Source organism: Cupriavidus sp. 10L45 (genome assembly GCF_056395225.1).
In genome coordinates this window covers 313,854-339,853 of the sequence record NZ_JBFTJC010000006.1, presented here as the reverse complement: position 1 = coordinate 339,853, position 26,000 = coordinate 313,854, and the positions used below count along the sequence as shown (strand labels likewise).

Genomic DNA, 26,000 nt, shown 5'->3' with positions numbered 1-26,000 from the left:
GACTATACGGCCATCGGCGGCGCGCGGCCAGACGGATGCTCGATTATCGGCCGCCCGGCGCGCCGCGCGCGAGCACCGTGGACGCCTCCCCGGCGGGTGTCAGCTGGCCTTCGTGCCGCCGACCCAGCCACCAGCCCAGCCAGGCCCACGCGATGGCCAGCACCGCGCCGGCCAGCGCCACGGAGGCGGGATGGCCGGAGATGGCGTCGATGGCGGTGCGCACCCAGGCGCTCACCGCGTCGCCCGCGCGATACACCGCCGTGTCGATGACGTTCTTGGCCTTGTACTTGGTTTCCGGGTCCACCACGGTGAACAGCATCTCGCGCCCGGGGCGCAGCAGCGCGTACTCGCCCACGCGCCGCACGATCATCGCGCCGGCCAGCACCGCGAAGGTCGGCCAGACCGCCAGCGCCAGGAAGCCGAGGGTCACCAGCACAGGCACGCCGGTCAGCAGCGCGGTCACGCCGTAGCGCCGCGCCACGCGGCCCGAAAAGAACAGCTGGATCACGATGGTCAGCGCCTGCACCGTGGCATCGAGCGCGCTGAAGACTTGTGTCTGCTGCGCGCGCGACGGATACGCGGCGGCCACCAGCTTGGCCTGCTCGAAGTACAGGAAGGTGCTCGCCGTGGCGAGCAGGATCACGAACACGCTGATGCCGAGCAGGTAGCGCGAGCGCGCCACGAGCACCAGCCCCGCCCACAGCCCGCCACCGACCGGCTCGGCCGGGTCCTGCCCCGCACCCGTGCTGCCCACACCGGCCATCCCTGCCCCCGAGCGGCGTCGCCAGCCGAACAGGAAACCCACGCCGGGCAGCGTGGCGGCCAGCAGCGCCGCCGACAGCACCATCAGCCCCGTCAGCCCGATGCTTCCCACCAGCCAGCCGCCCAGCAGCGGACCCGCCAGCCCGCCGGCGCTGGCGCCCGCCGCCAGCAGCGCGAACAGCCGCTTCGCCTGATCGGGACGGAACACGTCGGCCATCAGGCTCCACGCCACCGACACCACGAACAGGTTGAAGACCGAGAGCCAGACATAGAACACGCGCGCCAGCCACACGTTGTCCGGCATCGCCCGCGTGGCAAAGGCAAAGCCAAGCAGGTTGGCGATGAAGAATGCGTAGACCCACGGCACGAAGCGTCGACGGGGCAGCCACTTGCAGCAGGCGCCGTAGAACGGGATGGCCACCAGCATCACCACGAAGGTGGCGGTGAACAGCCATTGCAGGTTCTGCACGCCGCCGGCGATGCCCATGGTCTCGCGCACGGGGCGCAGCATGAAGTAGCTGGCGAACAGGCAGAAGAAGAACAGGAAGCCCGCCACCACGGCGGGGGCTTCGCCGGGGCGCATGCCGAGGCCGCGTTGCAGCGGACGGGCCGCGTCAGGCTGGGGCAGGGGCGGGGGCGTAGCCATGGCCGGCGCTCAGGCCAGCGCGGCGGCAATGCGGGCCCGCTCGCGCGTATCGGGCATGCGGCCGAACGCCGCGCCGAGGTTGTCGGCCATATTGCGCGGCTTGGAGGTGGCCGGGATGGCCGCCGTCACCGCCGGGTGGCTGACCACAAACTTCAGGAACAGCTGTCCCCAGGTGGTGCAGTCCACCTCGCCGGCCCAGTCGGGCACCGGCTTGCCTTTCACCGCGCTGAATAGCCGCCCATCCTGGAACGGCCGGTTGACCAGCACCGCCACGCCGCGCTCCTCGCACAGCGGCAGCAGCGTCTTCTCGGCGTTGCGCTCGCCCAGCGAGTAGTTGATCTGGAGGAAATCCATCTTTTCCTGCCGCAGGATCTGCGCCAGGGTGTCGTGCGAGTCTTCCCGATAGTGGGTGATGCCGATATAGCGGGTCTTGCCGGCTTCCTTCTGCTGGCGCAGCCAGCGCAGGTTGTTCTGCCAGTCGATCAGGTTATGCACCTGCAGCAAATCCACGCTGTCGACGTGGAGATCGGACAGCGACCGGGCGAACTGCGCCGGCACCTGCGCCACGCTGGTAGAGACCTTGGTCGCCAGGAACACCCGCTGGCGGGCCTTGGCGGCTTGCAGGAGGTCGCCGGTGACGGCTTCCGCGCTGCCGTAGCTGGGCGCGGTGTCCACCACGGCGCCGGGAATGCGCTGCAGCAACAGCGCCATGACCTCGGTGAGCGGGGTGCGTTCGTCAGCGCCGGTGCCCACGTTGAAGGTATCGGCCGTGCCCATGCCGATGACCGGCAACTGCACATTGGTGCCCGGGATCTTGCGCCGCATCGGCGCCTCCATGGTGGCGGCATGAGCGGCTGCATGAGCGGCTGCATGAGCGGCGGCCAGGGCAGGGGTGGCCGGCAAGGCGGCCAGCGCGGCGGAAAGTCCCAGGAAGGTGCGGCGGTCGATCGGCATGGCAATGTCCCTCGCGGTCGGGTTTCAGGACGTTAGCGCGTGGCCGGGGCGATGTAAACCAGACAACAGGCCAACATCGGGCACGGGCGGGTGGGGCCCGATTGCAAAAAAGCGGCGCACACTGAACAATCCGGCGGCAACCCTGAAAACGGAGGACGACCCCGGTGATCGCGAGTTTCCTTGGCGTGCTGTTCGACGGCCTGGCGTACGGCAGCCTGCTGTTCCTGATCAGCATTGGCCTGTCCGTGACCATGGGGCTGATGAACTTCGTCAACCTGGCCCATGGCGCCTTTGCCATGCTCGGCGGCTATGTGGCCGTGGTGCTGATGAACCGCGCCGGCGTGCCGTTCCTGGCGGCGCTGCCGCTGGCCTTCCTGGGCGCGGCGGCGGTGGGCTGGCTGCTCGAGCGCACGCTCTATCGGCGCCTGTACCGGGCCAGCCACCTCGACCAGGTGCTGTTTTCCATCGGCCTGACCTTCATGGCGATGGCCGGCGCCACGTGGCTGTTCGGCCCCGGCCAGCAGCCGGTGGCGCTGCCCGAGTTCCTGATCGGGCAGGTGCAGGTGGCCGGGATCGACCTGGGCGCCTATCGGCTGTTCCTGATCGGTGTGGTGGTGGTGATCACGCTGGCGCTGGGGTGGCTGGTGGCGCGCACGCGCTTCGGGGCGCAGGTACGGGCTGCCGTCGATCACCAGCAGGCCGCGCGCGGTCTCGGCATCAACGTGGAGCGGGTGTTCAGCCTGACGTTCGCGCTCGGCTCGGGGCTGGCCGGCCTTGGCGGCGGACTGGGCATCGACGTGCTCGGGCTCGATCCCGCCTTCCCGCTCAAATACATGGTGTATTTCCTGCTGGTAGTGGCCGTGGGCGGCGCCGGCTCCATCCGCGGCTCGCTGCTCGCGGCGATCGTGCTTGGCGTGGCGGACGTAGCCGGCAAGTACTACGTGCCGGCGGTGGGCGCGTTCGTGATCTACGCGATGATGGTCGTGCTGCTGGTGGCCTTCCCGGCCGGCCTGTTCGGGAGGCGCGCATGAAATCCGTCCTGCGTACCGATCAAGCCGTCCAGCCGGCGGCGGCCCAGCGCCACCGCCTGCCCGATGGCCGCTGGCATCCGGCCGAAATCGTCTTCTGGCTCGCCCCGGTGGCGGTGTTCTTCCTCCTGCCCGACTACCTGATCCTCGGCAGCCAGATCCTGATTACCGGCCTGTTCGCGCTGTCGCTGGACCTGATCCTCGGCTATGCCGGCATCGTCTCGCTCGGCCACGCGGCCTTCTTCGGGCTGGGCGCCTATACGGCGGGCCTGCTGGGCGCGCACGGCTGGGGCGAGCCGATTTCCGGCCTGCTGGCCGCCGGCGCCGTGGCCGGGCTGGCGGGCTGGCTGTGCAGCTTCCTGGTGGTGCGCGGCGGCGACCTGACCCGGCTGATGGTCACGCTCGGCATCGGCCTGATGCTGTTCGAGGCCGCCAACAAGGCCGCTTTCCTGACCGGCGGGGTCGATGGGCTGTCCGGCGTGACCATGGGCAAGGTGCTCGGGCTGTTCGAATTCGACCTGTTCGGCAAGACGGCCTATCTATATAGCCTCGTGGTGACCTTCCTGCTGTTCTTGACGGTGCGCCGGATCGTGGCGTCGCCGTTCGGGCTGTCGCTGCGCGGCGTGCGCGAGGGCGTGCGGCGCATGCCGGCGCTGGGCGCCAACGTGCCGCGCCGGCTCGGGGCGGTGTTCGCGGTGTCGGCGGCGGTGGCCGGGGTGGCCGGCGGACTGCTGGCCCAGACCACGCAGTTCGTCGGGCTCGATGTGCTGGGCTTCCCGCGATCGGCCGAGCTGCTGGTCATGCTGGTGCTCGGCGGCACGGGCCGGCTCTACGGCGCGCTGGTCGGCGCGGCGCTGTTCATGATCGCGCAGGACGTGCTGGCGGGCATCAACCCGGTCTACTGGCAGTTCTGGATCGGCCTGCTGCTGGTGCTGATGGTGCTGTTCGCCAAGGGTGGGGTGATGGGCGCGGCCAGCGCCATTGCGGGCCGGCTGCGGCGCGGCCGGGGGGAAGCACCATGACGGCCACGCTCCGCACGGCAGGGCTCGGCAAGTCCTGGGGCGCCTTCGCCGCCAATAGCGACATCTCGCTCAGTTTCGCGCCGGGCGCGCGCCACGCGCTGATCGGGCCGAACGGCGCCGGCAAGACCACCTTCATCAACCTGCTGACCGGGGCGCTGCCGCCATCGGCAGGGCGGATCTGGCTGGGCGACCGCGATATCACGGCGCTGCCCCAACATGCGCGCGTGCGGCTCGGCATGACGCGCACGTTCCAGATCAACACGCTGTTCCCGGGGCTGACGGTGCTCGAATCCGTCGTGCTGGCGGTGGCCGAGCGCACCGGGGCCGCACGCATCTGGGCGCGCACGGTGGCTTCCCAGACGCCCCTCGTCGACGAAGCCATGGCGGTGCTGGCCATGCTGCGGCTGGACGCCGATGCTGACGTCGAGACCCGCCAGCTGCCCTACGGCAAGCAGCGGCTGCTGGAGATGGCGCTGGCGCTGGCCACGCGGCCGTCGATCCTGCTGCTGGACGAACCCGCCGCCGGCATTCCCACGGGCGAGAGCGCGGAGCTGTTCGCGGTCATCGCCGGGCTGCCGCGCGACATCACGATCGTCTTTATCGAGCACGACATGGATCTGGTGTTCCGCTTCGCCGAGCGCATCACGGTGCTGGTGGCGGGCCGCGTGTTGACCGAGGGCACGCCGGCCGAGATTGCCGCCGATCCGCGTGTGCGCGAGGTGTATCTGGGGGAGGCCGCCCATGACTGAACTGCTGCGGATGGAGAGCGTCAGCGCGGGCTATGGCGACGCGCTGGTGCTGGACGGTATCGACCTGATGCTCTCCGCCGGCGACAGCCTGGCGCTGCTGGGCCGCAACGGCGTGGGCAAGACCACGCTGCTGGCTACGCTGATGGGCTTCACGCGGCTGCGCGGCGGGCGCCTGCACTGGCAGGGGCGCGACCTCGCCCGCGTGCCGCCGCACCGGCGCGCGCAAGGTGGCATCGGCTGGGTGCCGCAGGAGCGCTGGGTGTTTCCGTCGCTGACCGTGGCGGAGCACCTGAGCGCCGTGGCACGCCCCGGGCCGTGGGACATCCCCCGCGTTTTTCAGGTCTTTCCGAGGCTCGAGGAGCGCCGGAAGAACCTCGGCAACCAGTTGTCGGGCGGGGAACAGCAGATGCTGGCGATGGCGCGCGCGCTGATGGTCAATCCTTCACTGCTGCTGCTCGATGAGCCGATGGAAGGGCTGGCGCCGATCATCGTGCAGGAGCTGCGGCGAGTGATTGCCGGGCTGATCGCGGACAGCGGCATGGCGGTGATCGTGGTGGAACAGCACGCCCGGCTGGCGCTGGCGATGACGCAGCGCGCGATGGTGCTCGACCGGGGGCGCGTGGTGCACACCGGCGAGAGCGCCGGGCTGCTTGCGGATCGTGCCCTGCTGGATCGGCTGGTGAGCGTGGCGGCGTAGGTGGTGGCGTAGGTGGTGGCGTAGGTGGTGGCATAAGACGAGTCTGATTGCTTTTCAGAAACGTCTCATATCTCTGGGCGCGCTTCATTCCCAGAATGCATGGATCGACATCATCCGCTCAGACAGCAGGAGATCGCCATGCACAAACCGAAACCGTCTTCCCGGACATCCATTACACCCGGCATGCTCGGCACCCCGGGGTTCCCCGGGCCGATGGCGCCGTCGGCCCCGGCCCTGCGGCAACTGGAGCGCATTCAGGAAGCGCTCGGGGTGATGTCGGCGGCGCTGGATAACGCGGCCTCGCCGGACTTCGGCAACGCCGGCGCCGCGCTGATCATCCGGCTGATCCGGCGCGAGGCGGCGTCAGCCATCTCGGTGCTATCGCCGCCGAAGGAACGCTCCGGTCACGGCTTCAAGCCGCTGTAGAACGCCGCGAGGTTGGCGATGTCCTTGTCGGTCAGCGGTTTGGCCATCAGGTTCATCATCTCGTCCTTGCGCGCGCCGGTCTTGTAGTCCTTGAGCGCCTTCACGAGGTAGGTCTCGTTCTGGCCGGCCAGGTGCGGCGCCTCGGGCAGCTTCGACTTGCCGTCGAGGCCATGACAGGCCTGGCACTGCAGTGCGCGGGCCTTGCCGGCCTGGGCGTCTGCGGCCAGGGCAGGAGCCCCGGCCACGGCCATTGCCATCCCCAGCCAGGCGGCGATTGTCAGCGAACCGTGTCGCGTCACTTGGCCCCCGCGTAGGAGATGCGGTAGATCGCCCCGGCGTAGTCGTCGGACACCAGCAGCGAGCCGTCCTGCAACTGCTGCACGTCCACCGGGCGGCCCATGTACTCGCCGTTGGCCGTCAGCCAGCCTTCGGCGAAGACCTCGGTGGCGCCGACCGAGCCGTCGGCGTTGACCGGCGTGTAGACGATGCGGGCGCCAATCGGCTTGGTGCGGTTCCAGGAGCCATGCTCGGCCGCGAACACGCCGTTCTGGTACTTGGCCGGGAACATCTTGCCGGTATAGAACGACATGCCGAGGTCGGCCGCGTGGGCGGCGTACTCCACCACCGGGAAGACGGCGTCTGCCGGCGGCTTGGCGTCCTTGTACTCGACCGTGCGGACCTTGCCGCCGCCGTACCACGGGAAGCCGAAGTTCTGGCCGCCCTTGGTGGCCCGGTTCAGCTCGCCGGGGGGCTGGTCGTCGCCCATGCCGTCCACCTGGTTGTCGGTGAACCAGAGCATCTTGTCGACCGGGCTGAAGTCCAGGCCCACGGAGTTACGCACGCCATGGGCATAGACCTCACGATTCTTGCCGTCCTGGTCGATCCGGATAATGCCGCCGACGCCGTTCTTGTCGAGCGTGGCCAGCTTGTCCTTGGGCGGCACGTTCCACGGCTGGCCGAGGGCCACGTAGAGCTTCTTGTCCGGGCCGATGCGGCAGGCGCGCGCGCCGTGGTTGAAGCTCTCGAACTCGGTCGGGACCAGCTTGCCCTGCGGCACGACCACGCCGACGGCCACGTCGGGGCCGCCCTCGCCGAAGAACTGGGCGGCCGGGAACGCCAGCACGCGGTTCTGCTCGGCCACGTAGAGGATGCCGTCGGGGGAGAAACAGACGCCGTTGGGCACCTTGAAGGCGACGGAACTGGCGAACTGCACCACGTCGTCCGCCACGCGGCGCTTGTTGCGGTCCGTCACCTGCCAGACCTTGGTCTTGCGCGTGCCGACGAAGACCACGCCCGTGGACGGCTCCACCGCCATGTGGCGGGCTTCGGGCACCACCGCGTACAACTCGATCTTGAAGCCCTGCGGCAGCTTGATCGTCTTGAGGTTCTCGCGGATGGCGTCGGCGCGCGTGCCGGTCTGCGGCACGGTTTCCGGCGTGGCGGTGCCGGTCGGCTTGAAGCTCTGGAGCTTCTGGAGGTTGTCGGGGGCGGCCATGGCAGGCGCCAGGGCCAGGAACATCGCGGCGGCGGCCGCGGAGGATATGGCAGTCCTGATCATTTTGTCGTCTCCGGAGTTCTTCTTGTGTGCATCAAACAGCTTAGGTCAAGAATCGGAACCCGCGTGATGCACTTTCTTGACGACGCAATAAAAGATTTTCAGGACGGCCGCCGCCGGGCAGGCTTACTTGCCGGAGTCCTTCACCCCGTCGAATTTGTCGAACTCGACGTTGTAGAGCTCCCCGTTGACCTTTTCCACCTTGCGGATGTAGACCGTCTGCACCACGTCGCGCGTGGCCGGGTCGATGGTGATGGCGCCGCGCGGGCTCTGGATCTTCATGCCCTTGAGCGCCGCCAGGAACTTGTCGCCGTCCGTGACGCCGTTGGTTCTCTTCAGGGCTTCGTAGATGGCGGCCATGCCGTCGAAGGCGGCCACGGCCATGAAGTTGGGCCGGCCGGCGCCCGGGTTGGCCTCGGCAAACGCCTTCAGGAACGCCTTGTTTTCCTTCGAATCATGGGCGGCGGAGTAGTGGAACGAGGTGATCACGCCCAGCGTGGCGTCGCCCATGGCCGGCAGCACGTGGTCGTCGGTCAGGTCGCCCGTGGCAATCACGCGGATGCCGGCGGCGGCCAGGCCGCGCTCCCGGAAGCCCTTCATGAAGGCCACGCCTTGCTCGCCGGCGGGCAGGAACAGGAACACGGCCTCCGGCTTGGCGTCCTTGATGCGCTGGATGAAGGGCGCGAACTCGGGGTTGCGCAGCGGCACGCGGATCGACTCGATAATCTGCCCGCCGCCGCCCAGGAAGTTGGTCTTGAACGCGGTTTCGGCGTCGATGCCGGGCGCGTAGTCCGCCACCAGCGTGACCACCTTGCGGATGTTGTTGCGCACCGCCCAGGTCGCCATCGGCGCCGAGATCTGCGGCAGCGTCATCGACACCCGTGCGATGTAGTTCGACTTGGTGGTGATGACGGAGGAGGCCGCGTTGAAGATCACCATCGGCTTTTTCGCCTGCTCGGCGATGGGCGCCACGGCCAGCGCCTCGGGCGTGAGGCCGAAGCCGGCCAGGATGTCCACCTTGTCGCGCACCACCAGTTCCTGGGCCAGGCGCTTGGCCACGTCCGGCACCGGGCCGGTGGTGTCCTTGAGGATGACTTCGATCTTGCGGCCGCCCACGGTGTCGCCGTGGAGCTTCTGCCAGGCCTTGACGCCGCCTTCCATCTGCTTGCCGTAGTCGGCAAAGCTGCCCGAGAACGGGGCGATCAGCCCGATCTTGACCGGATCGGCCGCAAAGCTGGAAGCGGGGAATGCCAGGACGGCGAGGGCGCCGCACGCCAGGACGGCGCGCCGCAGCGGGGTGAAGGTCATCGAAGTCTCCCGAAAAGTGCGGTACTAGGCGACCGCATCGAACGGGAGTGTAGGGGGGAGGGCGGCTGTGCGCAATCCCGTGTTTCGCTCCCCCTCCCGCAGGCGGGAGAGGGGGAAAACCAAGGCTCAGACCACCGTTGCCAGGGCCAGCGTCAGGCCCAGCGCCACCACCGAGATGATGGTTTCGCAGACCGACCAGGTCTTGAACGTCTGCGCCACGGACATGTTGAAGTACTCCTTCACCAGCCAGAAGCCGCCGTCGTTCACGTGCGAGAGGATCAGCGATCCGGCGCCCGTGGAGAGCACCAGCAGTTCCGGGCGGGTGCCCGGCACGCTGGCGGCGATCGGGGCGACGATGCCGGCGGCCGTGGTCATGGCCACCGTGGCCGAGCCCGTGGCGATACGGATCATCACCGCCACCAGCCAGCCCAGCACCAGCACGGACACGTGGGCGCTGGTCGCCACGTCCACGATGGACGTGGAGATGCCCGAGTCGCGCAGGATGCGGCCAAAGCCGCCGCCGGCGCCCACCACCAGCGTGATGATGGCCGTGGGGGCCACGCACTCGTTGGTGAACTTCAGGATCATCTCGCGGCTGAAGCCGCGTGCCTTGCCGAAGGTGTAGAAGCTCACCAGTGCGGCGATCAGCAGCGCCATCACCGAGTTGCCGATCAGCTTCAGGAAGTCGTTGGCGAAGGTCTTCGGCGTGGTGAACAGGTCGGCCCAGCTACCGATCAGCATCAGCATCACCGGCAGCAGGATGGTGAACACCGTGATGCCGAAGCTCGGCAGGGCGTGCGTGGCCTTGACGCCCTCGTCTTCCTCGGTGAACTGCGCGGCCAGCGGGTTCACATCGGGCAGCTTCACGTAGCGGTCCATCAGCTTGGCGAACAGCGGGCCGGCGATGGCGGCCGTGGGCACGCCCACGATCAGCGCGTACATGATGGTCTTGCCGATGTCGGCGCCATAGGCCGTCACGGCCAGCAGCGCAGCCGGGTGGGGCGGGATCAGCCCGTGCACCACGGACAGGCCGGCCACCATCGGAATGCCCACCAGCACCATCGAGGTACCGGTGCGCTTGGCCACGTTGAAGGCGATCGGCACCAGCAGCACGAAGCCGACCTCGAAGAACACCGGCAGGCCGACGATGAACGCGATGGTCACCATGGCCCAGTGCACGTTCTTCTCGCCGAAGAAGTCGATCAGCGTCAGCGCGATGCGCTCGGCGCCGCCCGACTCGGCCATCATCTTGCCGAGCATGGTGCCCAGCCCGATCACCAGCGCGATGTGGCCCAGCGTGCCGCCCACGCCGGCCTCGAACGACTTGATGATGTCGCCCATCGGCATGCCCACGGCAAAGCCGAGCGCGACGGACACTATCACCAGCGTGATGAACGGGTTGAGCTTGAACCTGGCGATCAGTATGACCAGCGCGATCACGGCGATCAGCGCATAAACCAGGAGTGTGGTTCCTGTTACGGCACCCATATTGTCTCCTTGCGCGGGTGCCGTCCGGAGGACGGTCCGCTTCCGCTATGAAAAGGCCGCTATTCCTGTGGGGCTTAGCGGCCGGGTTGATAAATCGGTTGGCTCACCGTGCGGGCTTATGCCGCGGTTTTCTTGTAGGCAATGCAGTCCACTTCGACCTTGCAGTCCACCACCATGCTGGACTGCACGCAGGCGCGGGCCGGCGGGTTGGCGCCGAAGTATTCCTTGAAGATCTTGTTGAACGAGGTGAAGTCGCGGGCGTCGTCCAGCCAGACGCCGCAGCGCACCACGTGCTCGGGGCCGTAGCCGGCCTCGGCCAGGATCGCCAGCACGTTCTTGATGGCCTGGTGGCTCTGCGCCACGATGCCGCCGTCGATCACCTCGCCGCCCACCATCGGCACCTGGCCGGATACGTAGAGCCAGCCGTCGGCGGCTACCGCGCGGGCGAACGGCATGTGCGAACCGCCCTGGCCCGTGCCGCCTTCCACGCCGAAACGCTTGATGTCCATGAAAACTCCTGTTTACTGAATGATGAAAGGGGTCAGGCCGTGGCGCGGGGGCCGCGCGGCAGGAAGCGGCCGGCGCGCACGCCGGTGGCCTCGCGCTGCTGCCACGACAGCTCGCCGTTGACCCAGACCGCCGCGATGCCCTCGGCGGGCTGCATGGGGTCGGTGAAGCTGGCGGCGTCCCGGATCGTGGCGGCGTCGAACAGGACCAGGTCGGCCCAGTAGCCTTCGCGCACGAAGCCGCGCCCGGTCAGCCCGAAGCGCTCGGCGGAGAGGCCGGTCATCTTGTTGACGGCCACGCTCAGCGGAAATAGCTCGCGGTCGCGCGCGTAGTGGCCCAGCACGCGCGGAAACGCGCCCCAGAGACGCGGGTGCGGCAGCGGGTCATTGGGCAGGCCGTCGGAGCCGACCACCGTGGCCGGATGGCGCAGGATGCGGTCCACATCGGCATCTTCCATGCAGTGGTAGACCGCGCCGGCCGGTTGCAGTCGCCGCGCGGCTTCCTCCAGATCGACATTCCACTCGGCGGCGATGTCGGCCAGCAGGCGGCCGCCCATGGCCGGGTGCGACTCCGACCACGTGACCTGGATGTCGAAATCGCTGGTCACCTGCTTGAGGTCGAGCGTGGACGAGCTGGCCGTGTACGGATAGCAGTCGCAGCCCACCGGCTGCCAGCGCTGGGCGCCTTCCAGCGCGTCCAGCACCTCGCCGCTGCGGCCCCAGTTGGGCACGCCGGCGCATTTCAGGTGCGAGATGACCACCGGCACGCGCGCATGGCGGCCGATGCGGAAGGCTTCGTCCATGGCGTCGAGGATCTCGGCGAACTCGCTGCGCAGGTGGGTGGCGTAGAGCGCGCCGGCGTCCGCGAGCGGCTCCGCCAGGGCGAGGACTTCCTCGGTCGGCGCGCAGAAGGCGTTGGCGTAGGCCAGCCCGGTGGAGAGGCCCAGGGCGCCGTGGGTCAGGGCTTCCTCCAACTGCGCGCGCATCGCGGCGGTCTCGTCGGGGGTGGCGGCGCGGTCGAGCCGGTCCATATGGTTGCTGCGCAGGGCCGTGTGGCCGACCAGCGCGGCCACATTGACGGCCGGCTGCGCCGCGTTGACGGCCTCGACATAGGCCTGGAAGCTCGGGTAGCGAAACGCCTCGGCGCGGCCCAGCAGGTTCATCGGATCGGGCGGATCGCCCGCCAGCGTGACCGGCGCCGCGCTGATGCCGCAGTTGCCGACGATCACGGTCGTCACGCCCTGCGAGATCTTCGGCGTCATCTCGGGCTGGCGGACCACGTTGGTGTCGTCGTGCGTGTGGACGTCGATAAAGCCGGGCGAGAGCACCATCCCGTGGCCTTCCACCACGTGGGAGGCGGTGTCCGGGTCGATGGCGCCGGGGGCGTCGATGCGCGTGATGCGGCCGTCGCGGATGCCCACGTCGGTCAGCCGGGGCGCGGCGCCCGAGCCGTCGATCAGGCTCACGAGGCGGATCAGGGTGTCGAACAGGTGTGGCATGGTCAGTCTCCCAGCGGCTGGCGGCTGTCCGGCCCGTCGCTGTCCTGGCTCACGCCGCGGTGGGCGTCGAGCACGTATTTGAGGCGGCGCAGCTTCTCAGCACTCTGTTCCTGCGTCAGCAGGGCCAGGCGCGTGGCGAGCACGTCGAGCACCAGCAGCATTGCGTAGCGCGAGGCCGATGGCTTGAAGATGAAATCCGTCTCCAGCGAGCGCACGGGCAGCAGCACATCGGCACGCGCCGCCAGCGGCGAACCGAGCGCCGTCACAGCGATCAGCCGGGCGCCGTACTCGCGCGCGATGTCGCAACTGGCCAGCATCTCGGGCATGTTGCCGCTCGCCGAGAACGCCAGGACCACGTCGTCGCGCGTCAGCGTGGCCGCCACCATCTTCTGGAGGACCGCGTCCTGATACGAGGCCACGGGGTGGCCGAGCCGCGCCAGCCGGTAGCGCGCCTCGTCGGCCATGAACGTCGAGCCGCCACCCATGCCAAAAGCGTAGACCATGCGCGCGTCCAGCAACAGCCGCGCGGCAATGCCGATGCGTTCCGGGTCGATCAGCTTGCGATTGACCTCCAGCGTGTTGATGACATCGGCGTGAATGCTTTCTGCCAGCGAGGCGGGCGCCCCGGGCTCCGCCAGCGGCACCGGCTGCAGGAAGCGCGAGCCTACGGCGGTGGCCTGGGCCAGCCGCAGCTTCAGGTCGCGCACATCGCGGCAGCCGATGGCCTTGGCGAAGCGCGTGACACTGGCCTCGCTCACCGCCGCCTTGCGCGCCAGTTCATTGATGCTGGCCGCCGCCGCGCCGGCCAGGTCTTCCAGGATCACCTGGGCGACCTTCTGCTCGGCCAGACGCAGCGCGGGGCCACGTTCGGCAATGCGGGTCAGGATGTCGAAAGGCGCGGTCATGGCGGGCGGATGCGCGTCCCCCGGCAGGGCTGTCGGGCGAGGCATGTTACTTTATAACAAGGATGAAATATCGTAGTTTCAAGGCTATGATTACGTCAATCAGAATTTTTGCGGGGTGATGACAGCATGCGTGAGACAAAGTATCAGGGTGAATACCAAGCCGGAATCATCGATCCGCTGAACAAGGCGCTGGGCCGGATGGACACCCCGCTGGCCCCCGCAAACGCCAGCCAGGTCGGCTGGAACCTGTTGTCGGAGGACCTGAGCCTGCCCGCGGCTGTGCTCTATGAGGAACGTCTCGCGCACAACCTCACATGGATGCGCCGCTTCATGGGTGAATACGGGGTGCAGCTGGCGCCGCATGGCAAGACCACCATGGCGCCCAAGCTGTTTGCGCGACAGTTGCAGGAAGGTGCCTGGGGCATCACCCTGGCCACCGCGCACCAGACCGCAGCCGCCGCCGCGCATGGTGTGAAACGCGTGCTGATGGCCAACCAGCTGGTTGGCCGCCGCAATATGGAGATCGTGGCGGACCTGCTGCGCGATCCTTCCTTCGAATTCTTCTCGCTCGTCGATTCAGCGGATCTCGTCGATCAGCTCGGCGCGTTTTTCCGTGTGCGCGGCCAGAAGCTGCAAGTATTGGTGGAACTGGGCGTGGAGGGTGGCCGTACTGGCGTGCGTGACGCCGCCCAGCAGCAAACCGTGATGGACGCGTTGGCGCGCTGGCCCGACGCGCTCGCGCTGGCCGGCGTGGAAGTCTACGAAGGCGTGCTCCAGCAGGAGGCCGACATCCGCGCCTTCCTGCAGCGCACTGTGGCCGTGACGCGCCAGCTGGCCGCCGAAGGCCGCTTCAGCCGCAGCCCAGTGGTCATGTCGGGCGCGGGCTCGGCCTGGTATGACGTGGTGGCCGAGGAGTTCTCGCGGACCGACATCGGCGCCCCCATCGACATCGTGCTGCGTCCCGGCTGCTACCTGACCCACGACGTAGGCATCTACCGTGCCGCGCAGACGCGCATCCTGGCCAACAACCCCGTGGCGCAGCAGATGCGCGAGGGGCTGCTGCCCGCGCTGCAGCTCTGGGCCTATGTGCAGTCGATTCCCGAGCCGACGCGCGCGATCATCGGCATGGGCAAGCGCGATGCCGCGTTCGACGCCGGCATGCCGATTCCCGCGCGCCTGTACCGGCCCGGCACGGACGCCCCGGTGGACACCCCGGCGCACTGGCAGGTGACCGGCATGATGGACCAGCATGCCTATTTGCAGATTCAGGCTGGCGACGATGTGCGCGTCGGGGATATGATTGCCTTCGACATCTCGCATCCCTGCCTGACGTTCGACAAGTGGCGGCACATCCCCGTGCTGGACGGCCAGTTGCGCGTCATCGACATCGTGCAGACGTTCTTCTGAGGGAGACCCTGCGACATGAGCATCGACATTCTTGCCTACGGCGAGCCGCTGGTGGAATTCAACCAGCAGCCCGACGACGCCAGCCGCTACCTGCAGGGCTTTGGCGGCGATACCTCGAACTTCTGCATCGCCGCCGCGCGGCAGGGCGCCACCACCGGCTACATCAGCGCGGTGGGCGCCGACAGCTTCGGCGAGCGCCTGCTGGCCCTCTGGACTACCGAGCGCGTGGATACGCGGCACGTCAGCGTGAATGCGGCGGCGCCCACGGGCGTCTATTTCGTCTCGCACGACAGCCACGGCCACCGTTTCGACTACCTGCGCGAGGGCTCGGCCGCGAGCCGCTATCACCATGACCAATTGCCGCTGGCGGCGATTGCCCAGGCGCGCTTCCTGCACCTGTCCGGCATCAGCCTGGCCATCAGCACCAGCGCCTGCGACGCCGGGCTGGCCGCGATGGAGCACGCGCGCAAGGGCGGCACGCAGGTGTCGCTCGATACCAACCTGCGGCTGCGGCTGTGGTCGCTGGCCCGCGCGCGCGGCATCATGCGCGAGGCGTTTTCGCTGACCGACGTCTGCCTGCCGAGCTGGGACGACATTACCGTGCTCACGGGGCTGGACGACCGCGATGCCATCGTCGATTACCTGCTCGGCTGCGGCATCGGGCTGGTGGCGCTGAAGCTGGGCGAGGAGGGCAGCTACGTGGCCACGCCCGAGGCGCGCTCGCTGGTGCCGCCGTACCCGGTGCGGCCGCTCGACGCCACCGGCGCGGGCGATTGCTTCGGCGGGAGCTTCATCGCCCGGCTGGCTGCGGGCGCGGATCCGTTCGATGCCGCGCGCTACGCCAACGTGGCGGCTGCGCTGTCCACTACGGGCTACGGCGCGGTCGCGCCGATCCCGCGCGCCGATACCGTGCAGGCGCGCCTGGAACAATCCGTGTCGGTGATTGCCTGACTGGAATCAGACGGGCGTGCTTCGCCCCCCATATTTGCCACCCAACATCGGGACTGTCATGCCAAATCAACCTTCCCCGCTGCTAGAACGACTCGTCAATGTGCCGGTGATTCCGGTGCTGGAATACCACTCGGTGGACGACGCGCTGCACGTCAGCGAGGCGCTCGTCGCCGGCGGCCTGCCGCTGCTGGAGATCACGCTGCGCACGCCGGTCGCCCTGGAGGCCATCCAGGCCGTGGCCAAGGCGCTGCCGCAGGCCGTGGTGGGTGCCGGCACGGTGCTGACCGTGGAACAGCTTCACGCCGTACGCGACGCCGGCGCCCAGTTCGCGGTCTCGCCCGGCCTGACGCGCAAGCTGGCCGATGGCGCGCAAGGCGCGGGCATCACGCTGTTGCCGGGCGTAGCGACTGCCAGCGAGGCCATGGCGGCGCTGGAATCCGGCTTCACCTTCCTGAAGTTCTTCCCGGCCGAGGCAGCCGGCGGCGTGCCGATGCTGAAGTCGCTGTACGGGCCGCTGGCGCAGCTCAAGTTCTGCCCAACCGGCGGGATCGACCTCATCAAGGCCCAGCACTACCTGGCGCTGCCGAACGTGGTGTGCGTGGGCGGCTCGTGGGTCGTGCCCAAGGACGCCGTGGCCGCCAAGGACTGGGGCCGCATCCGCAAGCTGGCCGAGGAAGCCGCACGGCTCTGCAAGGGCTGATCGCCCGACCGCTGGAAAGCGGGGAGTAAAAACTACAAAGCCGACCGGGAATTCATTCCCGGTCGGCTTTTTTAGTCCTCGGAGCGCCCGCTACGGCGCCTCGGCTGGAGAGCGTTTACTTCGCCTTTTCAGCGGAGTTCTCGAGTTTCTGACCGCCCTTCTGCACGTCCTGGCCGACGCCGGCCATGGTGTTGCAACCTGCCAGCAGGGTGGCACACAGTACGCACCAGATCCATCCTTTTTTCACGAGTGGCTCCTTTAGGGATAGTGAGAAGTGGGCACATTCTACCGTCGCCCCAATCGATCTCGATGCAGGATGTGTGCCAATTTGTAAGTAGGAAAACGCTGACAAACGGCTACAAACGGCTGACAAACAGGCCCTCCGGCACCGTGCCCGATCAAGGGCGAAGGCCGGGGCCGAGCAGTTGCCGCGCGCGGTCCACGATGGCCGCGTGGGTCTGCGCCAGCCAGTGCGCGGGGAAGGGCTGGGCGAGCAGATAGCCCTGGACGCTGTCGCAGCCCCAGTCGCGCACGGCCTCCAGCTGGGTGCGCGTCTCCACGCCCTTGGCACAGACCGGTACGCCATGCGCGTGGGCCAGCACGCACGCCGCGCGCAGGTGGGCGGCGATGTCGCCGCTGCGGGTAGCGTGCCCCAGATGGCGCGCATCGAGCGTGACCACATCGGGCCGGGTGATTTCCAGTGCGCGCAGGCTTGCTGCGTTGTCGGTGAAGTCACTGAGCGCCATGCCGATGCCGGTGTCATGCAGCAGCGTAGCCTTGTGGGCGGTCTCCGGACTGTCTGGCACGATGCTCACCGGCACCTCCACACACAGCCGGCCGGGGCCCACGCCGTAGGCCTCGACGGCCCGGCGCAGCATGTCGATGCTGCCGGGCGACTGCAACTGCGAGCTTGACGCCAGCAGCGTGAAGGGCACCGGCGCCACGGTCTCCGTGGCCCGCATCAGGGGCAGCAGTTGCTGAAGAATCCATTGCCCCATCTCGTCCATCATGCCGAGTGCCTCGACGGCGGGCAGGAAGTCGTGCGGCGCAATGCGGCCCAGCACCGCGTGCTGCCAGCGCAGCCGCACCGTGTAGGCGACGATCTTGGCGGTGGAAAGTAACGCGCGGGGCTGCAGATGCAGGCTCAGTTCGCCCCGGGCGATGGCATGGGGCAGGGCGGCGAGCAGCGGTGCCATGCGCGGGGGCGTGGGCAGGCTGGCGCGGCCAACGCCGTCGCCGCCGCGCCGGTTGATCTGCAGCATGGCGTCGAAGGCCTGCTGCAGGTTGCGTTCGGTGGCGCTGTCGGGGTGATCCATCGCCGCGCCGATGCTGCACGACAGAAACAATTCGAAACCATCGACCAGATAGGGCCGGCCCAGCACGGCTGCAATCGTCATGCTCAGGCAGCCGGGGTCGTCCGTGCCCTCGGGGAGCAGGCAGGCAACGCCGAGATCGGCCGGGCCCAGCCATTGCATCACGGCCGGCATGGTGGCGAGGCTGGCCACCCGCGACTTGACCTCTGCGCGCAGCAGATTGGCGCGCGCCGGACCGAGGGTGTCGCAGGCATGCTGGAAGCGGTCGAGGCGGATGACCAGCACGGCCAGAGGATGGGCCGTGCCGACCTGCGCGCGATGTTCGTCCAGCGCGGCAATGAACACCGCCGGCTGGGCCGCGCGGTTGCCGTCCATGGCTGGTGGCGTGTCGTGAGTGTCCGCGCTCATCAGTGACTCGCGGCGCCGTAGAGGCCGTGGCAGACATCAGCCACCGGCAATACCCGTTTTGCGTTCCCGTTCATGCATTCCATCTTTCGGGGCGCTCTGCTGGCGCCGCTCGATTTTGTTAGCGACTGCGTGGTACTGCGGATGCTGCAAGGCAGATCATACGGCAGCCGCGTAGAACTAGGAGAACGGCTAGGCCCACGTGCACAGTGCGTAACAGCGATGTTTGATTCTGCACAACGAATCGCATGTCGCTACAAAAGTCGTCTTGACCAGTGAGCAGGAATCGCGTTAGGGCGCGGGCAATAAAAAACGGACGCATAAGCGTCCGTTTCGGGGTGAGGCGGGCAGGGCGGTCAGCCGGTGGTTTCGGGCTCCGGGCCGTCCTCGGGCGGCACCTGGGAGGCCAGCACCTTGTCGATACGCTTGCCGTCCATGTCGATGATCTCGAACTTCCAGTCGCCCCATTGCACGCTGTCGGTGGTCTGCGGCAGGCGGCCGAGCAGCAAGAGCAGCATGCCGGACAGCGTGTGGTAGCGCTCCTTGTCTTCCTCGGGCACGGCGCGCAGGCCCAGGCGGTCCTTGAATTCTGGCACCGGGATCATGCCGTCCAGCAGCCACGAGCCATCGTCGCGCTGCACGGCCCACTCGCCACCTGCCTCATCGGGCTTGAACTCGCCGGTAATCGCCTCGATCAGGTCCTGCAGCGTGACCAGACCCAGCACCTCGCCGTATTCGTCGATCACGAAGGCGATCTGGCCGCCGGAGGCACGGAAGTTCTCGAGCAGCTCCATGCCGGTGACGCTTTCCGGCACGAACACGGCCGGCTGGAGCACCGCGGTCAGTTCGGCACGCTCGCCACGGAGGCGGCGGGCCAGCAACTGACGCGCGCTGACCACGCCCAGAATGTCGTGCATGCCACCCCGCACCACGGGGAAGCGCGAGTGGTCCGATTCCTCGATCCGGCGCAGGTTCTCTTCTTCGGAGAGGCCGGCGTCCAGGTAGACCACATCGCCGCGCGGCACCATCAGCGAGGCCAGTTGGCGATCATCGAGCCGGAACACGTTGCGCACCATCGTGTGCTCGTGACGTTCGATGACGCCTGCCTCCGAGCCTTCCACCAGCAGCGCGTGGATTTCTTCCTCGGTCACGGCCGGGCCGCGATCGGTCTTGACGCCGAGCAGCCGCAGCACGAGGCGCGTGGAGCCGCCCAGCAGCTTGACGAATGGTGTGGACGCCGTGGCGAGGAACGAGATCGGGCGCGCCACCGCGCGCGCGATGGCCTCGGGCGCCAACTGGCCGAGCCGCTTCGGCACCAGTTCGCCAAGGACGATCGAGAAATAGGTCAGGCCGGCCACCACGATGGCCGTGGCGGTATAGCCGGCGGTCGTCGGCGACAGGCCCAGGCCCGCGAGCCATTCGCCGAGCGGCGCCGCCAGCGTGGATTCCCCGACCACGCCGTTCAGCACGCCGATGGAAGTAATGCCGATCTGGACGGTGGACAGGAACCGCGTGGGGTCCTCTCCGAGCTTGACGGCCTCTATCGCGCCACGGTCGCCGTTCTCGATCTGCCGCTGCAACCGGGCCTTGCGGGCCGTGACGAGTGCGATCTCGGACATGGCGAACAGGCCGTTAACCAGAATGAGCGCCAGTAATATGGCTATTTCCATCAGGGTGCGCGCCCTATGCGCGCGGGAATTGAAAAGTCAAAGCATACCATCGGCATGTGACCGGACCACTGCGCGGTGGCGCACACGTCACAAGAAAATGGCCCGTCCGGTGGACGGTCTTGCACGGCAGCGCAAGCACGGATCATGCCGTCAGCGGCTGGATGTCCCGCTCGATCTTCTCGCCGGCCTTCTCCTGGGCGATGCGCAGGTCGTACGCCGCCTGGAGATTGGCCCAGAACTGTGGCGTCGTGCCGAAATACCGCGCGAGCCGCAACGCGGTTTCGGGCGAGATGGCGCGGCGCCCGCGCACGACGTCGTTGATGCGCGGCGCGGGCACGCGCAGGGCAATCGCCAGCGCATTGGCCGAGAGCCCGTGCGGGGCCATGAAGTCCTGGCGCAGGATCTCGCCCGGGTGCACCGGCGCGAGGGGCTCGCCCGTTTCGACGTCCCTGGCATCGAGGCGCGGCAGGTCTTCACGCGTGATGGTCATGCTGGCTCCGGTTGTCGGTGATAGTCCGCAATGTCGACGTCCCATGCTTCGCCGTTCTGAAAACGGAAGCAGATGCGCCACTGGTTGTGAATCTGGATGCTCCATTGGCCCCGCCGCGCGCCACGCAGGGGTTCCAGCCGGTTCGCCGGCGGGGCCTGCATGTCGACCAGCGATGCCGCCGCGTCCAGCAGCCCGAGTTTCCTGAACGCCGTGGCCTGAATATGCCGTGGCAGGGTGTTGACGTACCGGCCGCAGAACAGGGCCGCCGTGGCTTTATTGGCGAACGTCCGGATCATGGATGTCGATGGTATAACGTATTGCATTAAATGGCCAGCATCAAGGATGAGGGTGAACCGTCATCCTAGAAAGCCGCGCGCCATTGCGACATGGGACGAATCTGAAACCTGTGAATCACGATGATTACCTGCAAGGGAATCGTCACGCTTCCCGGCCCATGCTGTAATACCCGCCATGGAATCCCTCACGCCCGGCTCCGAAGCCGCTCTCGATTTCCCCGCCCTGCTGCGCTACTGGCGCGGCAAGCGCGGTTACAGCCAGCTCGCGCTGTCGCTCGCGGCCGGTGTATCGCAGCGCCATATCAGTTTTCTGGAGTCGGGCCGGGCGCGGCCCAGTCGCGAGATGGTGCTGGCGCTGGCAGACCGCCTCGCCGTGCCGCTGCGGCAGCGGAACCGCTTGCTGCTGGCGAGCGGCTTCGCGCCGGCCTATAGCGAACACGCGCTGGCGGCGCCGCCCTTGCACATGGTGCGGCAGGCCATTGCGCTGATCCTGAGCAAGCAGGAGCCCTATCCCGCCGTGGTGCTGGACCGGTTCTGGAATCTGGTGGACGCCAACACCGCGTACCGGCGCATGTTCGGCACGCTGCTGGCGGGGCGCCGGCCCGCTTCGCTCGATGAGGACGGCCGGCGCATCAACCTGATGCTGACCGTGTTCGACCCGGACGGCCTCTGGCCGATGATCGAGAACGCGCAGCAGGTGGGCCGCTACCTCGTGCGCCGGGTCTGGCAGGCGTTGCAGGCGCAGGCGCACGATGAGGTGGCGCGTGAGATGTTTCGCCGCATCGCCGCATGGCATCCAGACATGGTGGGGCCCGGCGGCGAGCTGCTGGCGGATGAGGATGACCCCGAGGCGGACGGCGCGCCGCCGCCGGTCTTGCCCGTGATCGTCCAGGCTGGACGGTTCCGCGCGTCGCTGTTCTCCACCCTGACCACGCTGGGCATTCCGCAGGACGTCACGCTGGAAGAGTTGCGCATCGAGTGCTTCTTCCCGGCCGACGAGGCCACCCGCGACCTGTTTGAGTCCCTGGCCGGCACTCCCGCGCCCGAGCGCGCGCTCGAGTCGTAGTTCAGCCAGAATCGCACGCTCGTGCTAACATCGCCGGGCCGTTGTGGCAGTGCGGAAAACGCCTGCCGCCACGGCGTCGTTACGTCTTCAGGGCGGGGTGAAAGTCCCCACCGGCGGTATGTTGCCAGCGTCGTGCATCGATGACGCGAGGCAGCGAGCCCGCGAGCGCCCGCATTCCCGTGCGGGGTCAGCAGACCTGGTGAGAGGCCAGGGCCGACGGTCAGAGTCCGGATGAAAGAAGATGGGCGAAAATCCGCAAGCCGGCCTTGCGCGCGTGGACACGTCCGCCCGCGCCGCGGAGCGTCGTCGTATTTTTGCGGGTTTTCGCTGATCCACCCTGAAACGCCCACTGATCCCTATATATGGAGCGTTTCAATGCTGCACCACACCGAAGTCAATCTCCCGAACGTTAATTCTGGCGCCAACCTTGCCATCGCCGATGCCGATCCGCGCCCGCTGGCCGAGCGCATCGCGCACGCGCTCGAGGCCATGCGTGAGGGCCGTCCCGTCGTGCTGCTCGATGACGACGACCGCGAGAACGAGGCGGACCTGATCCTGTCCGCCGAGCGCCTGACTACGGCCAATATGGCGATGATGATCCGCGAATGCAGCGGCATCGTCTGCCTGTGCCTGACCGAGACCAAGGTCCGCGAACTCGGCCTGCGCCCGATGGTGGAGAACAACCTCAGCCAGTACGGCACCGCCTTCACCGTCTCCATCGAGGCGCGCGAGGGCGTGACCACTGGCGTGAGCGCCGCCGACCGCATCACCACCATCCGCGCGGCCATTGCCGAGGATGCCGGCACGGACGCCGTGGTCAGCCCCGGCCACGTGTTCCCGCTCGTGGCCCGCGACGGCGGCGTGCTGGTGCGGCGCGGCCATACCGAAGGTTCGGTGGACCTCGCGCGGATGGCGGGACTGTCGCCGGCGGCGGTGCTCTGCGAGCTGATGAATCCGGACGGCACCATGGCGCGCCGCCCCGAGGCGCTGGCGTTTGCCGAGATGTACCAGTTGCCGGTGCTGACCATCGAAGACCTCGCCGCCTGGCGTGAAATCAACGGCTGAGGGAGCCCGGAAGGGCGCCTCAGGCGCCTTCGGCCCGGCGCGATGACGCAATCTGATGCAGTTTCATCGCGCCAAACGGGCGAATAGGCAGCCTCGCTGTGCGACAATGCGGGCTGCTTTTTTCCCGTCATGACGAGGGCTTCCCGATGTCTGTTCGCGCGTTCCTCCCGCATTTTTCGCGATTTCCCCGATTTCTCGCACGCCTGACCGTCCTGGCCGGCGCGTGCTTCTGCCTGACCGCCCACGCCGGCGGGCAGGCCGATCCCGCCCCGCCGGACCCCCAACGCTGGGTGCCGATGGTGGGCGCCACCGGCATGACCTCCTACTTCGATCAGACCGCCGTGCGCCGTCGCGGCCCCGAGGTGGGCGTCGTGCTGATGCATAACGCCCCAACGGGCGGCGTGATCCGCACCGCCAGCGGCGACGCCATTCGCTCGTCGCTGAAGCGGATGGTGCTGAATTGCGCCACGTCGATGTTCGCGGTGGTGGAGCAGACCCTCTACAGCAAGCGCTACGCGCGCGGCGAATCGCTATATACGATCCGCGCCCCGCAGACGGGCATGCCCCAGCCGATTGCCTCCGGCACCCTCGCCGGGGAGCTGATGAGCCGGCTCTGCCGCTGAGGCCAACCGCCACGGGCTAAGGCCGCTCGTCAATAGCGGTCCCGTTTTCCGCCGCGACACGCTATGCTTCGCCTCACGTCCACACGAGGGGGCAGGCATGGCGCACGCATGGCGGCAGGTGGCATGGTTCTGGCTGACGACTATTGGACTGGTCGGCATCTTCTGTGGATGGGTGCACGCGGCGTCAGCGCCGGCCGCACCATCCTCTCCTCCGGCGGCCGCCACGGCCGCAGCCCAGTCCACGCCCGTGGAACTGCGGCTGATGAACCGGCCCGTCGCCACCCTGCGCGGCACCCTGGGCGGCGCCGGCCCCGCCACCCGCGCCGAGCGGGCCGAAACCACGTTCGACAACCTGAGCGAGTCAGAGCTGGGGCTGCCACTGAGCCAGTTGAGCGGCACGCTCGGCGATGTCAGCGGCGTGGCCTTCCGCCTTGGCGACCGCGTGCTCTTCGCCCTGGTCGAGGGCGATCTCGATCCTACCGATGGCCTGACGATCGAAGTGGCAGCCGCCCAGACGCGCGCGCGGCTCCAGGCCGTTATCGACGCCCGCCGGGCCCAGCTCTACTGGCCTAACCTGCTGCGCGGGGCCTTGTTGTCGCTGGGCAGCCTGGCGCTGATGGTCGGGTTGATCTGGGGCATTGGCCGCGCCCGCAGCCGCATGCGCGGCGCACTGCAACACGCGCTGGACGTTCATCTGCAACAGCGCAGCGGCAGCCAGTTCGACTGGACCGGCGCGGTCTACCAGCTCGTCAGCCGCATCGTCCAGATCCTGGCGGTGGGCTCGGTCATCGCGCTGGGCTTCCTCTGGCTCCAGTTCGCGCTCGAGCAGTTTCCGCTGACCGAACCGCTCGGCGACCGCATGGGCGCCTTCTTCCTTGGCCTGCTGCGGCATATCGGCGTGTCGATCGTGGAGTCGATCCCGGGGCTGGTCACGGTGGTGGTCATCCTGCTGATCACCCGCGCGATCCAGCGGCTGGTCGGCAATATCTTTGTCGCCGTGCAAAAGGGGCAGATCACGGTGCCGGGCATGCACCCGGAAACGGCCGGCGCCACGCGGCGGCTGGCCAGCGTGCTGGTCTGGGCGCTCGGGTTCACCTTCGCCTATCCCTATATCCCCGGCTCCCAGAGCGACGTGTTCAAGGGCCTGTCCGTGCTGATCGGCTTCATGATCACGCTGGGCTCGGCCAATATCGTCAACCAGATCATGAGCGGGATGGTGGTGGTCTATTCGCGCGCGCTGCGCCGGGGGGACATGGTCAGCATTGGCGATACGGTGGGCACGGTGATCGGGCTGGACGCGCTGTCGGTCAAGGTCGTCAACCTGCGCAACGAGGAGGTGACGCTGCCGAACGCAGTGGTGGTGGGCAGCGCCATCCACAACTTCTCGCGCCATGGCGCCACGCGCGACCCTGGCACCGCCGAGCAGGGCGCGATGGTGTCCACTTCGGTCACCATCGGCTATGACACGCCGTGGCGGCAGGTCCACGCAATGCTGCTGGAAGCCGCCGCCCACGCCACCCACGTGGTGGCGGCGCCCACGCCGTTCGTGCTCCAGCGCGGGCTATCGGATTTCTACGTCGAATATGAGCTGTTCACGGCGATCGACAATCCGCGCAATCGCTTTTTTGCGCTGTCGGCACTGCACGCGGCCATCCAGGATGTGTTCAACACCCACGGCGTGCAGATCATGTCGCCCCATTTCATCGACCAGCCGGGCCAGAGCGTGGTGGTACCGCAGGCCCGCTGGTTCGAGGCGCCGGGCCATGCCGAGGTGGACCCGGCCGCGCACCCGCATCGCCGGGCCACGCGGCCGTGAGTGCAACCTCGGCCAGCTTCGGACTTACTCCGCCACGTGGCGGGCCTTCCAGGCGCCGTTGGACTGCTTGCAGAACCAGCCCGACCACGCTTCGGTGGCGCTGCCGCGCTGCAGTTCGGACTTCAGGCGCCGGCACTTTTGGCCCTTGTCTTCCTTGGTGGTGACGGGCGTGATGGTGCCGAGGATGGCGGCGCGCTTGCCGGCGCCCGGGTAGTTCCAGGTCACGCTTTCGTTGTCGGGGCCGCCGTCGAGGATCTTGCGCACGGTCTGTTGCAGCGAGGCGGCTTCCTTCTGGTTCAGCGTGCCGATGATGCTGCCGGACAGGTAGTTGTCGAAATAGGCGAGGGCGGGCTGGGCGGTGCCAAGCAGCAGGGCGCAGCCAAGGCTGGCGGCAAGCGCCAGTCGAAGATGGGAACGGCGAAGGGTACCCCGGGCGTGCATGACGATTCCTCGTGAGAATGGATGACGTGGCGATTGTAAGCGCGCCCACGCCGCTTGGGGGCATCGCGATGCTTCCCGAGACACTTGGCGCCCCGGTGCGGCGCAGCATCGCCTCCGCCGCAGTGCGGTTTGACACCGTGCCGCCGCTGACCTAGCGTGGATTGCCATGTGTCCGCGCAGCCATCCGGGCGCGGCACGGTCATGGGCCGGAC

The 26,000-nt window shown here is 68.0% G+C and carries 28 protein-coding genes and 1 riboswitch; of the genes, 13 read left to right on the top strand and 15 right to left on the bottom strand.

Annotation, left to right across the window (positions count from 1 at the left end; genetic code table 11):
* Positions 1-43: 43 nt before the first annotated feature.
* Entirely contained in the window at positions 44-1,408 is a 1,365-nt protein-coding gene (locus AC1DFU_RS13730; protein WP_092296748.1) for an NTP/NDP exchange transporter, read from the bottom strand.
* A gap of 9 nt (positions 1,409-1,417) precedes the next feature.
* A complete protein-coding gene (locus tag AC1DFU_RS13725) occupies positions 1,418-2,362 on the bottom strand; it encodes an aldo/keto reductase (protein ID WP_092296745.1) in 945 nt (314 codons plus the stop codon).
* A 167-nt stretch (positions 2,363-2,529) separates the two neighbouring features.
* Here AC1DFU_RS13725 and AC1DFU_RS13720 point away from each other — a divergent pair, with 167 nt between their 5' ends.
* From AC1DFU_RS13720 to AC1DFU_RS13700, 5 genes are all read left to right on the top strand, one after another.
* A complete protein-coding gene (locus tag AC1DFU_RS13720; RefSeq protein WP_177219959.1) occupies positions 2,530-3,393 on the top strand; it encodes a branched-chain amino acid ABC transporter permease in 864 nt (287 codons plus the stop codon).
* Positions 3,390-4,412, top strand: coding sequence for a branched-chain amino acid ABC transporter permease (locus AC1DFU_RS13715; protein ID WP_441593283.1), 1,023 nt, complete (start codon positions 3,390-3,392; stop codon positions 4,410-4,412). Before AC1DFU_RS13720 ends, AC1DFU_RS13715 begins: the two co-directional genes overlap by 4 nt.
* Positions 4,409-5,161, top strand: coding sequence for an ABC transporter ATP-binding protein (locus AC1DFU_RS13710; protein WP_092296737.1), 753 nt, complete (start codon positions 4,409-4,411; stop codon positions 5,159-5,161). Before AC1DFU_RS13715 ends, AC1DFU_RS13710 begins: the two co-directional genes overlap by 4 nt.
* Entirely contained in the window at positions 5,154-5,858 is a 705-nt protein-coding gene (locus AC1DFU_RS13705) for an ABC transporter ATP-binding protein (RefSeq protein ID WP_441593281.1), read from the top strand. The genes AC1DFU_RS13710 and AC1DFU_RS13705 overlap by 8 nt, the downstream gene beginning before the upstream one ends.
* Before the next feature lie 138 nt (positions 5,859-5,996).
* Positions 5,997-6,284, top strand: a complete 288-nt coding sequence (locus AC1DFU_RS13700) for a hypothetical protein (RefSeq protein ID WP_143093916.1) — start codon at positions 5,997-5,999, stop codon at positions 6,282-6,284.
* Here the strand turns inward: AC1DFU_RS13700 and AC1DFU_RS13695 are convergent.
* The 7 genes from AC1DFU_RS13695 to AC1DFU_RS13665 form a co-directional block, all read right to left on the bottom strand.
* Positions 6,263-6,583 carry a c-type cytochrome gene (locus tag AC1DFU_RS13695; RefSeq protein ID WP_369823487.1) on the bottom strand — a complete coding sequence of 107 codons (321 nt, stop codon included), beginning with the start codon at positions 6,581-6,583 and terminating at the stop codon, positions 6,263-6,265. The two genes, AC1DFU_RS13700 and AC1DFU_RS13695, sit on opposite strands and share 22 nt — an antisense overlap.
* A complete protein-coding gene (locus AC1DFU_RS13690; protein ID WP_441593278.1) occupies positions 6,580-7,779 on the bottom strand; it encodes a PQQ-dependent sugar dehydrogenase in 1,200 nt (399 codons plus the stop codon). Before AC1DFU_RS13690 ends, AC1DFU_RS13695 begins: the two co-directional genes overlap by 4 nt.
* A 186-nt stretch (positions 7,780-7,965) precedes the next feature.
* Positions 7,966-9,147 (bottom strand): ABC transporter substrate-binding protein, encoded by a 1,182-nt coding sequence (locus AC1DFU_RS13685; RefSeq protein ID WP_092296722.1) that lies wholly within the window; start codon positions 9,145-9,147, stop codon positions 7,966-7,968.
* A 126-nt stretch (positions 9,148-9,273) separates the two neighbouring features.
* Complete coding sequence (locus AC1DFU_RS13680; RefSeq protein ID WP_092296719.1) at positions 9,274-10,635, bottom strand: GntP family permease; 1,362 nt, start codon at positions 10,633-10,635, stop codon at positions 9,274-9,276.
* A gap of 116 nt (positions 10,636-10,751) precedes the next feature.
* Complete coding sequence (locus AC1DFU_RS13675) at positions 10,752-11,144, bottom strand: RidA family protein (RefSeq protein WP_092296716.1); 393 nt, start codon at positions 11,142-11,144, stop codon at positions 10,752-10,754.
* Positions 11,145-11,176: 32 nt separating this feature from the next.
* Positions 11,177-12,640, bottom strand: coding sequence for an N-acyl-D-amino-acid deacylase family protein (locus AC1DFU_RS13670; protein WP_441593275.1), 1,464 nt, complete (start codon positions 12,638-12,640; stop codon positions 11,177-11,179).
* A gap of 2 nt (positions 12,641-12,642) precedes the next feature.
* Complete coding sequence (locus AC1DFU_RS13665) at positions 12,643-13,545, bottom strand: MurR/RpiR family transcriptional regulator (RefSeq protein ID WP_441593273.1); 903 nt, start codon at positions 13,543-13,545, stop codon at positions 12,643-12,645.
* Positions 13,546-13,671: 126 nt separating this feature from the next.
* Between AC1DFU_RS13665 and AC1DFU_RS13660 the strand changes: the two genes are divergently transcribed.
* The 3 genes from AC1DFU_RS13660 to AC1DFU_RS13650 are packed head-to-tail and all read left to right on the top strand — an operon-like array spanning position 13,672 to position 16,603.
* Positions 13,672-14,952 carry an amino acid deaminase gene (locus tag AC1DFU_RS13660; protein ID WP_441593271.1) on the top strand — a complete coding sequence of 427 codons (1,281 nt, stop codon included), beginning with the start codon at positions 13,672-13,674 and terminating at the stop codon, positions 14,950-14,952.
* A 15-nt stretch (positions 14,953-14,967) separates the two neighbouring features.
* Complete coding sequence (locus AC1DFU_RS13655; RefSeq protein WP_441593269.1) at positions 14,968-15,903, top strand: sugar kinase; 936 nt, start codon at positions 14,968-14,970, stop codon at positions 15,901-15,903.
* A gap of 58 nt (positions 15,904-15,961) precedes the next feature.
* On the top strand, positions 15,962-16,603 hold the full coding sequence (locus tag AC1DFU_RS13650) for a bifunctional 4-hydroxy-2-oxoglutarate aldolase/2-dehydro-3-deoxy-phosphogluconate aldolase (RefSeq protein ID WP_092296701.1): 642 nt from the start codon (positions 15,962-15,964) through the stop codon (positions 16,601-16,603).
* A 115-nt stretch (positions 16,604-16,718) separates the two neighbouring features.
* Here the strand turns inward: AC1DFU_RS13650 and AC1DFU_RS13645 are convergent, their stop codons facing one another.
* The 5 genes from AC1DFU_RS13645 to AC1DFU_RS13625 all read right to left on the bottom strand — a co-directional run bounded on the left by AC1DFU_RS13645 (position 16,719) and on the right by AC1DFU_RS13625 (position 20,777).
* A complete protein-coding gene (locus AC1DFU_RS13645) occupies positions 16,719-16,850 on the bottom strand; it encodes an entericidin A/B family lipoprotein (protein WP_092296698.1) in 132 nt (43 codons plus the stop codon).
* A 151-nt stretch (positions 16,851-17,001) separates the two neighbouring features.
* Positions 17,002-18,324, bottom strand: coding sequence for a GGDEF domain-containing protein (locus AC1DFU_RS13640; protein WP_441593266.1), 1,323 nt, complete (start codon positions 18,322-18,324; stop codon positions 17,002-17,004).
* A gap of 353 nt (positions 18,325-18,677) precedes the next feature.
* Positions 18,678-19,991 carry a hemolysin family protein gene (locus AC1DFU_RS13635; RefSeq protein WP_092296692.1) on the bottom strand — a complete coding sequence of 438 codons (1,314 nt, stop codon included), beginning with the start codon at positions 19,989-19,991 and terminating at the stop codon, positions 18,678-18,680.
* Between the two features lie 142 nt (positions 19,992-20,133).
* Positions 20,134-20,481, bottom strand: coding sequence for a HigA family addiction module antitoxin (locus AC1DFU_RS13630; RefSeq protein ID WP_092296689.1), 348 nt, complete (start codon positions 20,479-20,481; stop codon positions 20,134-20,136).
* Positions 20,478-20,777 (bottom strand): type II toxin-antitoxin system RelE/ParE family toxin, encoded by a 300-nt coding sequence (locus AC1DFU_RS13625; RefSeq protein ID WP_092296686.1) that lies wholly within the window; start codon positions 20,775-20,777, stop codon positions 20,478-20,480. Before AC1DFU_RS13625 ends, AC1DFU_RS13630 begins: the two co-directional genes overlap by 4 nt.
* Positions 20,778-20,952: 175 nt before the next feature.
* Here AC1DFU_RS13625 and AC1DFU_RS13620 point away from each other — a divergent pair, with 175 nt between their 5' ends.
* The 4 genes from AC1DFU_RS13620 (at position 20,953) to AC1DFU_RS13605 (ending at position 25,347) form a co-directional block, all read left to right on the top strand.
* Complete coding sequence (locus AC1DFU_RS13620) at positions 20,953-21,843, top strand: helix-turn-helix domain-containing protein (RefSeq protein ID WP_092296683.1); 891 nt, start codon at positions 20,953-20,955, stop codon at positions 21,841-21,843.
* A 79-nt stretch (positions 21,844-21,922) separates the two neighbouring features.
* Positions 21,923-22,090, top strand: a riboswitch (FMN riboswitch).
* Between the two features lie 128 nt (positions 22,091-22,218).
* Positions 22,219-22,908: a 3,4-dihydroxy-2-butanone-4-phosphate synthase gene (gene ribB / locus AC1DFU_RS13615; protein WP_092296680.1), complete on the top strand. Its 690-nt coding sequence runs from the start codon at positions 22,219-22,221 to the stop codon at positions 22,906-22,908.
* A gap of 146 nt (positions 22,909-23,054) precedes the next feature.
* On the top strand, positions 23,055-23,531 hold the full coding sequence (locus AC1DFU_RS13610) for a surface-adhesin E family protein (RefSeq protein WP_092296677.1): 477 nt from the start codon (positions 23,055-23,057) through the stop codon (positions 23,529-23,531).
* A gap of 97 nt (positions 23,532-23,628) precedes the next feature.
* Positions 23,629-25,347 carry a mechanosensitive ion channel family protein gene (locus AC1DFU_RS13605; RefSeq protein WP_092296674.1) on the top strand — a complete coding sequence of 573 codons (1,719 nt, stop codon included), beginning with the start codon at positions 23,629-23,631 and terminating at the stop codon, positions 25,345-25,347.
* Positions 25,348-25,371: 24 nt separating this feature from the next.
* Here the strand turns inward: AC1DFU_RS13605 and AC1DFU_RS13600 are convergent, their stop codons facing one another.
* Positions 25,372-25,788 (bottom strand): RT0821/Lpp0805 family surface protein, encoded by a 417-nt coding sequence (locus AC1DFU_RS13600; protein WP_092296671.1) that lies wholly within the window; start codon positions 25,786-25,788, stop codon positions 25,372-25,374.
* Positions 25,789-25,799: 11 nt separating this feature from the next.
* On the opposite strand from AC1DFU_RS13600, the gene AC1DFU_RS13595 reads away from it, so the two are divergent.
* Positions 25,800-25,943 carry a hypothetical protein gene (locus AC1DFU_RS13595; RefSeq protein ID WP_441593262.1) on the top strand — a complete coding sequence of 48 codons (144 nt, stop codon included), beginning with the start codon at positions 25,800-25,802 and terminating at the stop codon, positions 25,941-25,943.
* Positions 25,944-26,000 lie beyond the last annotated feature (57 nt).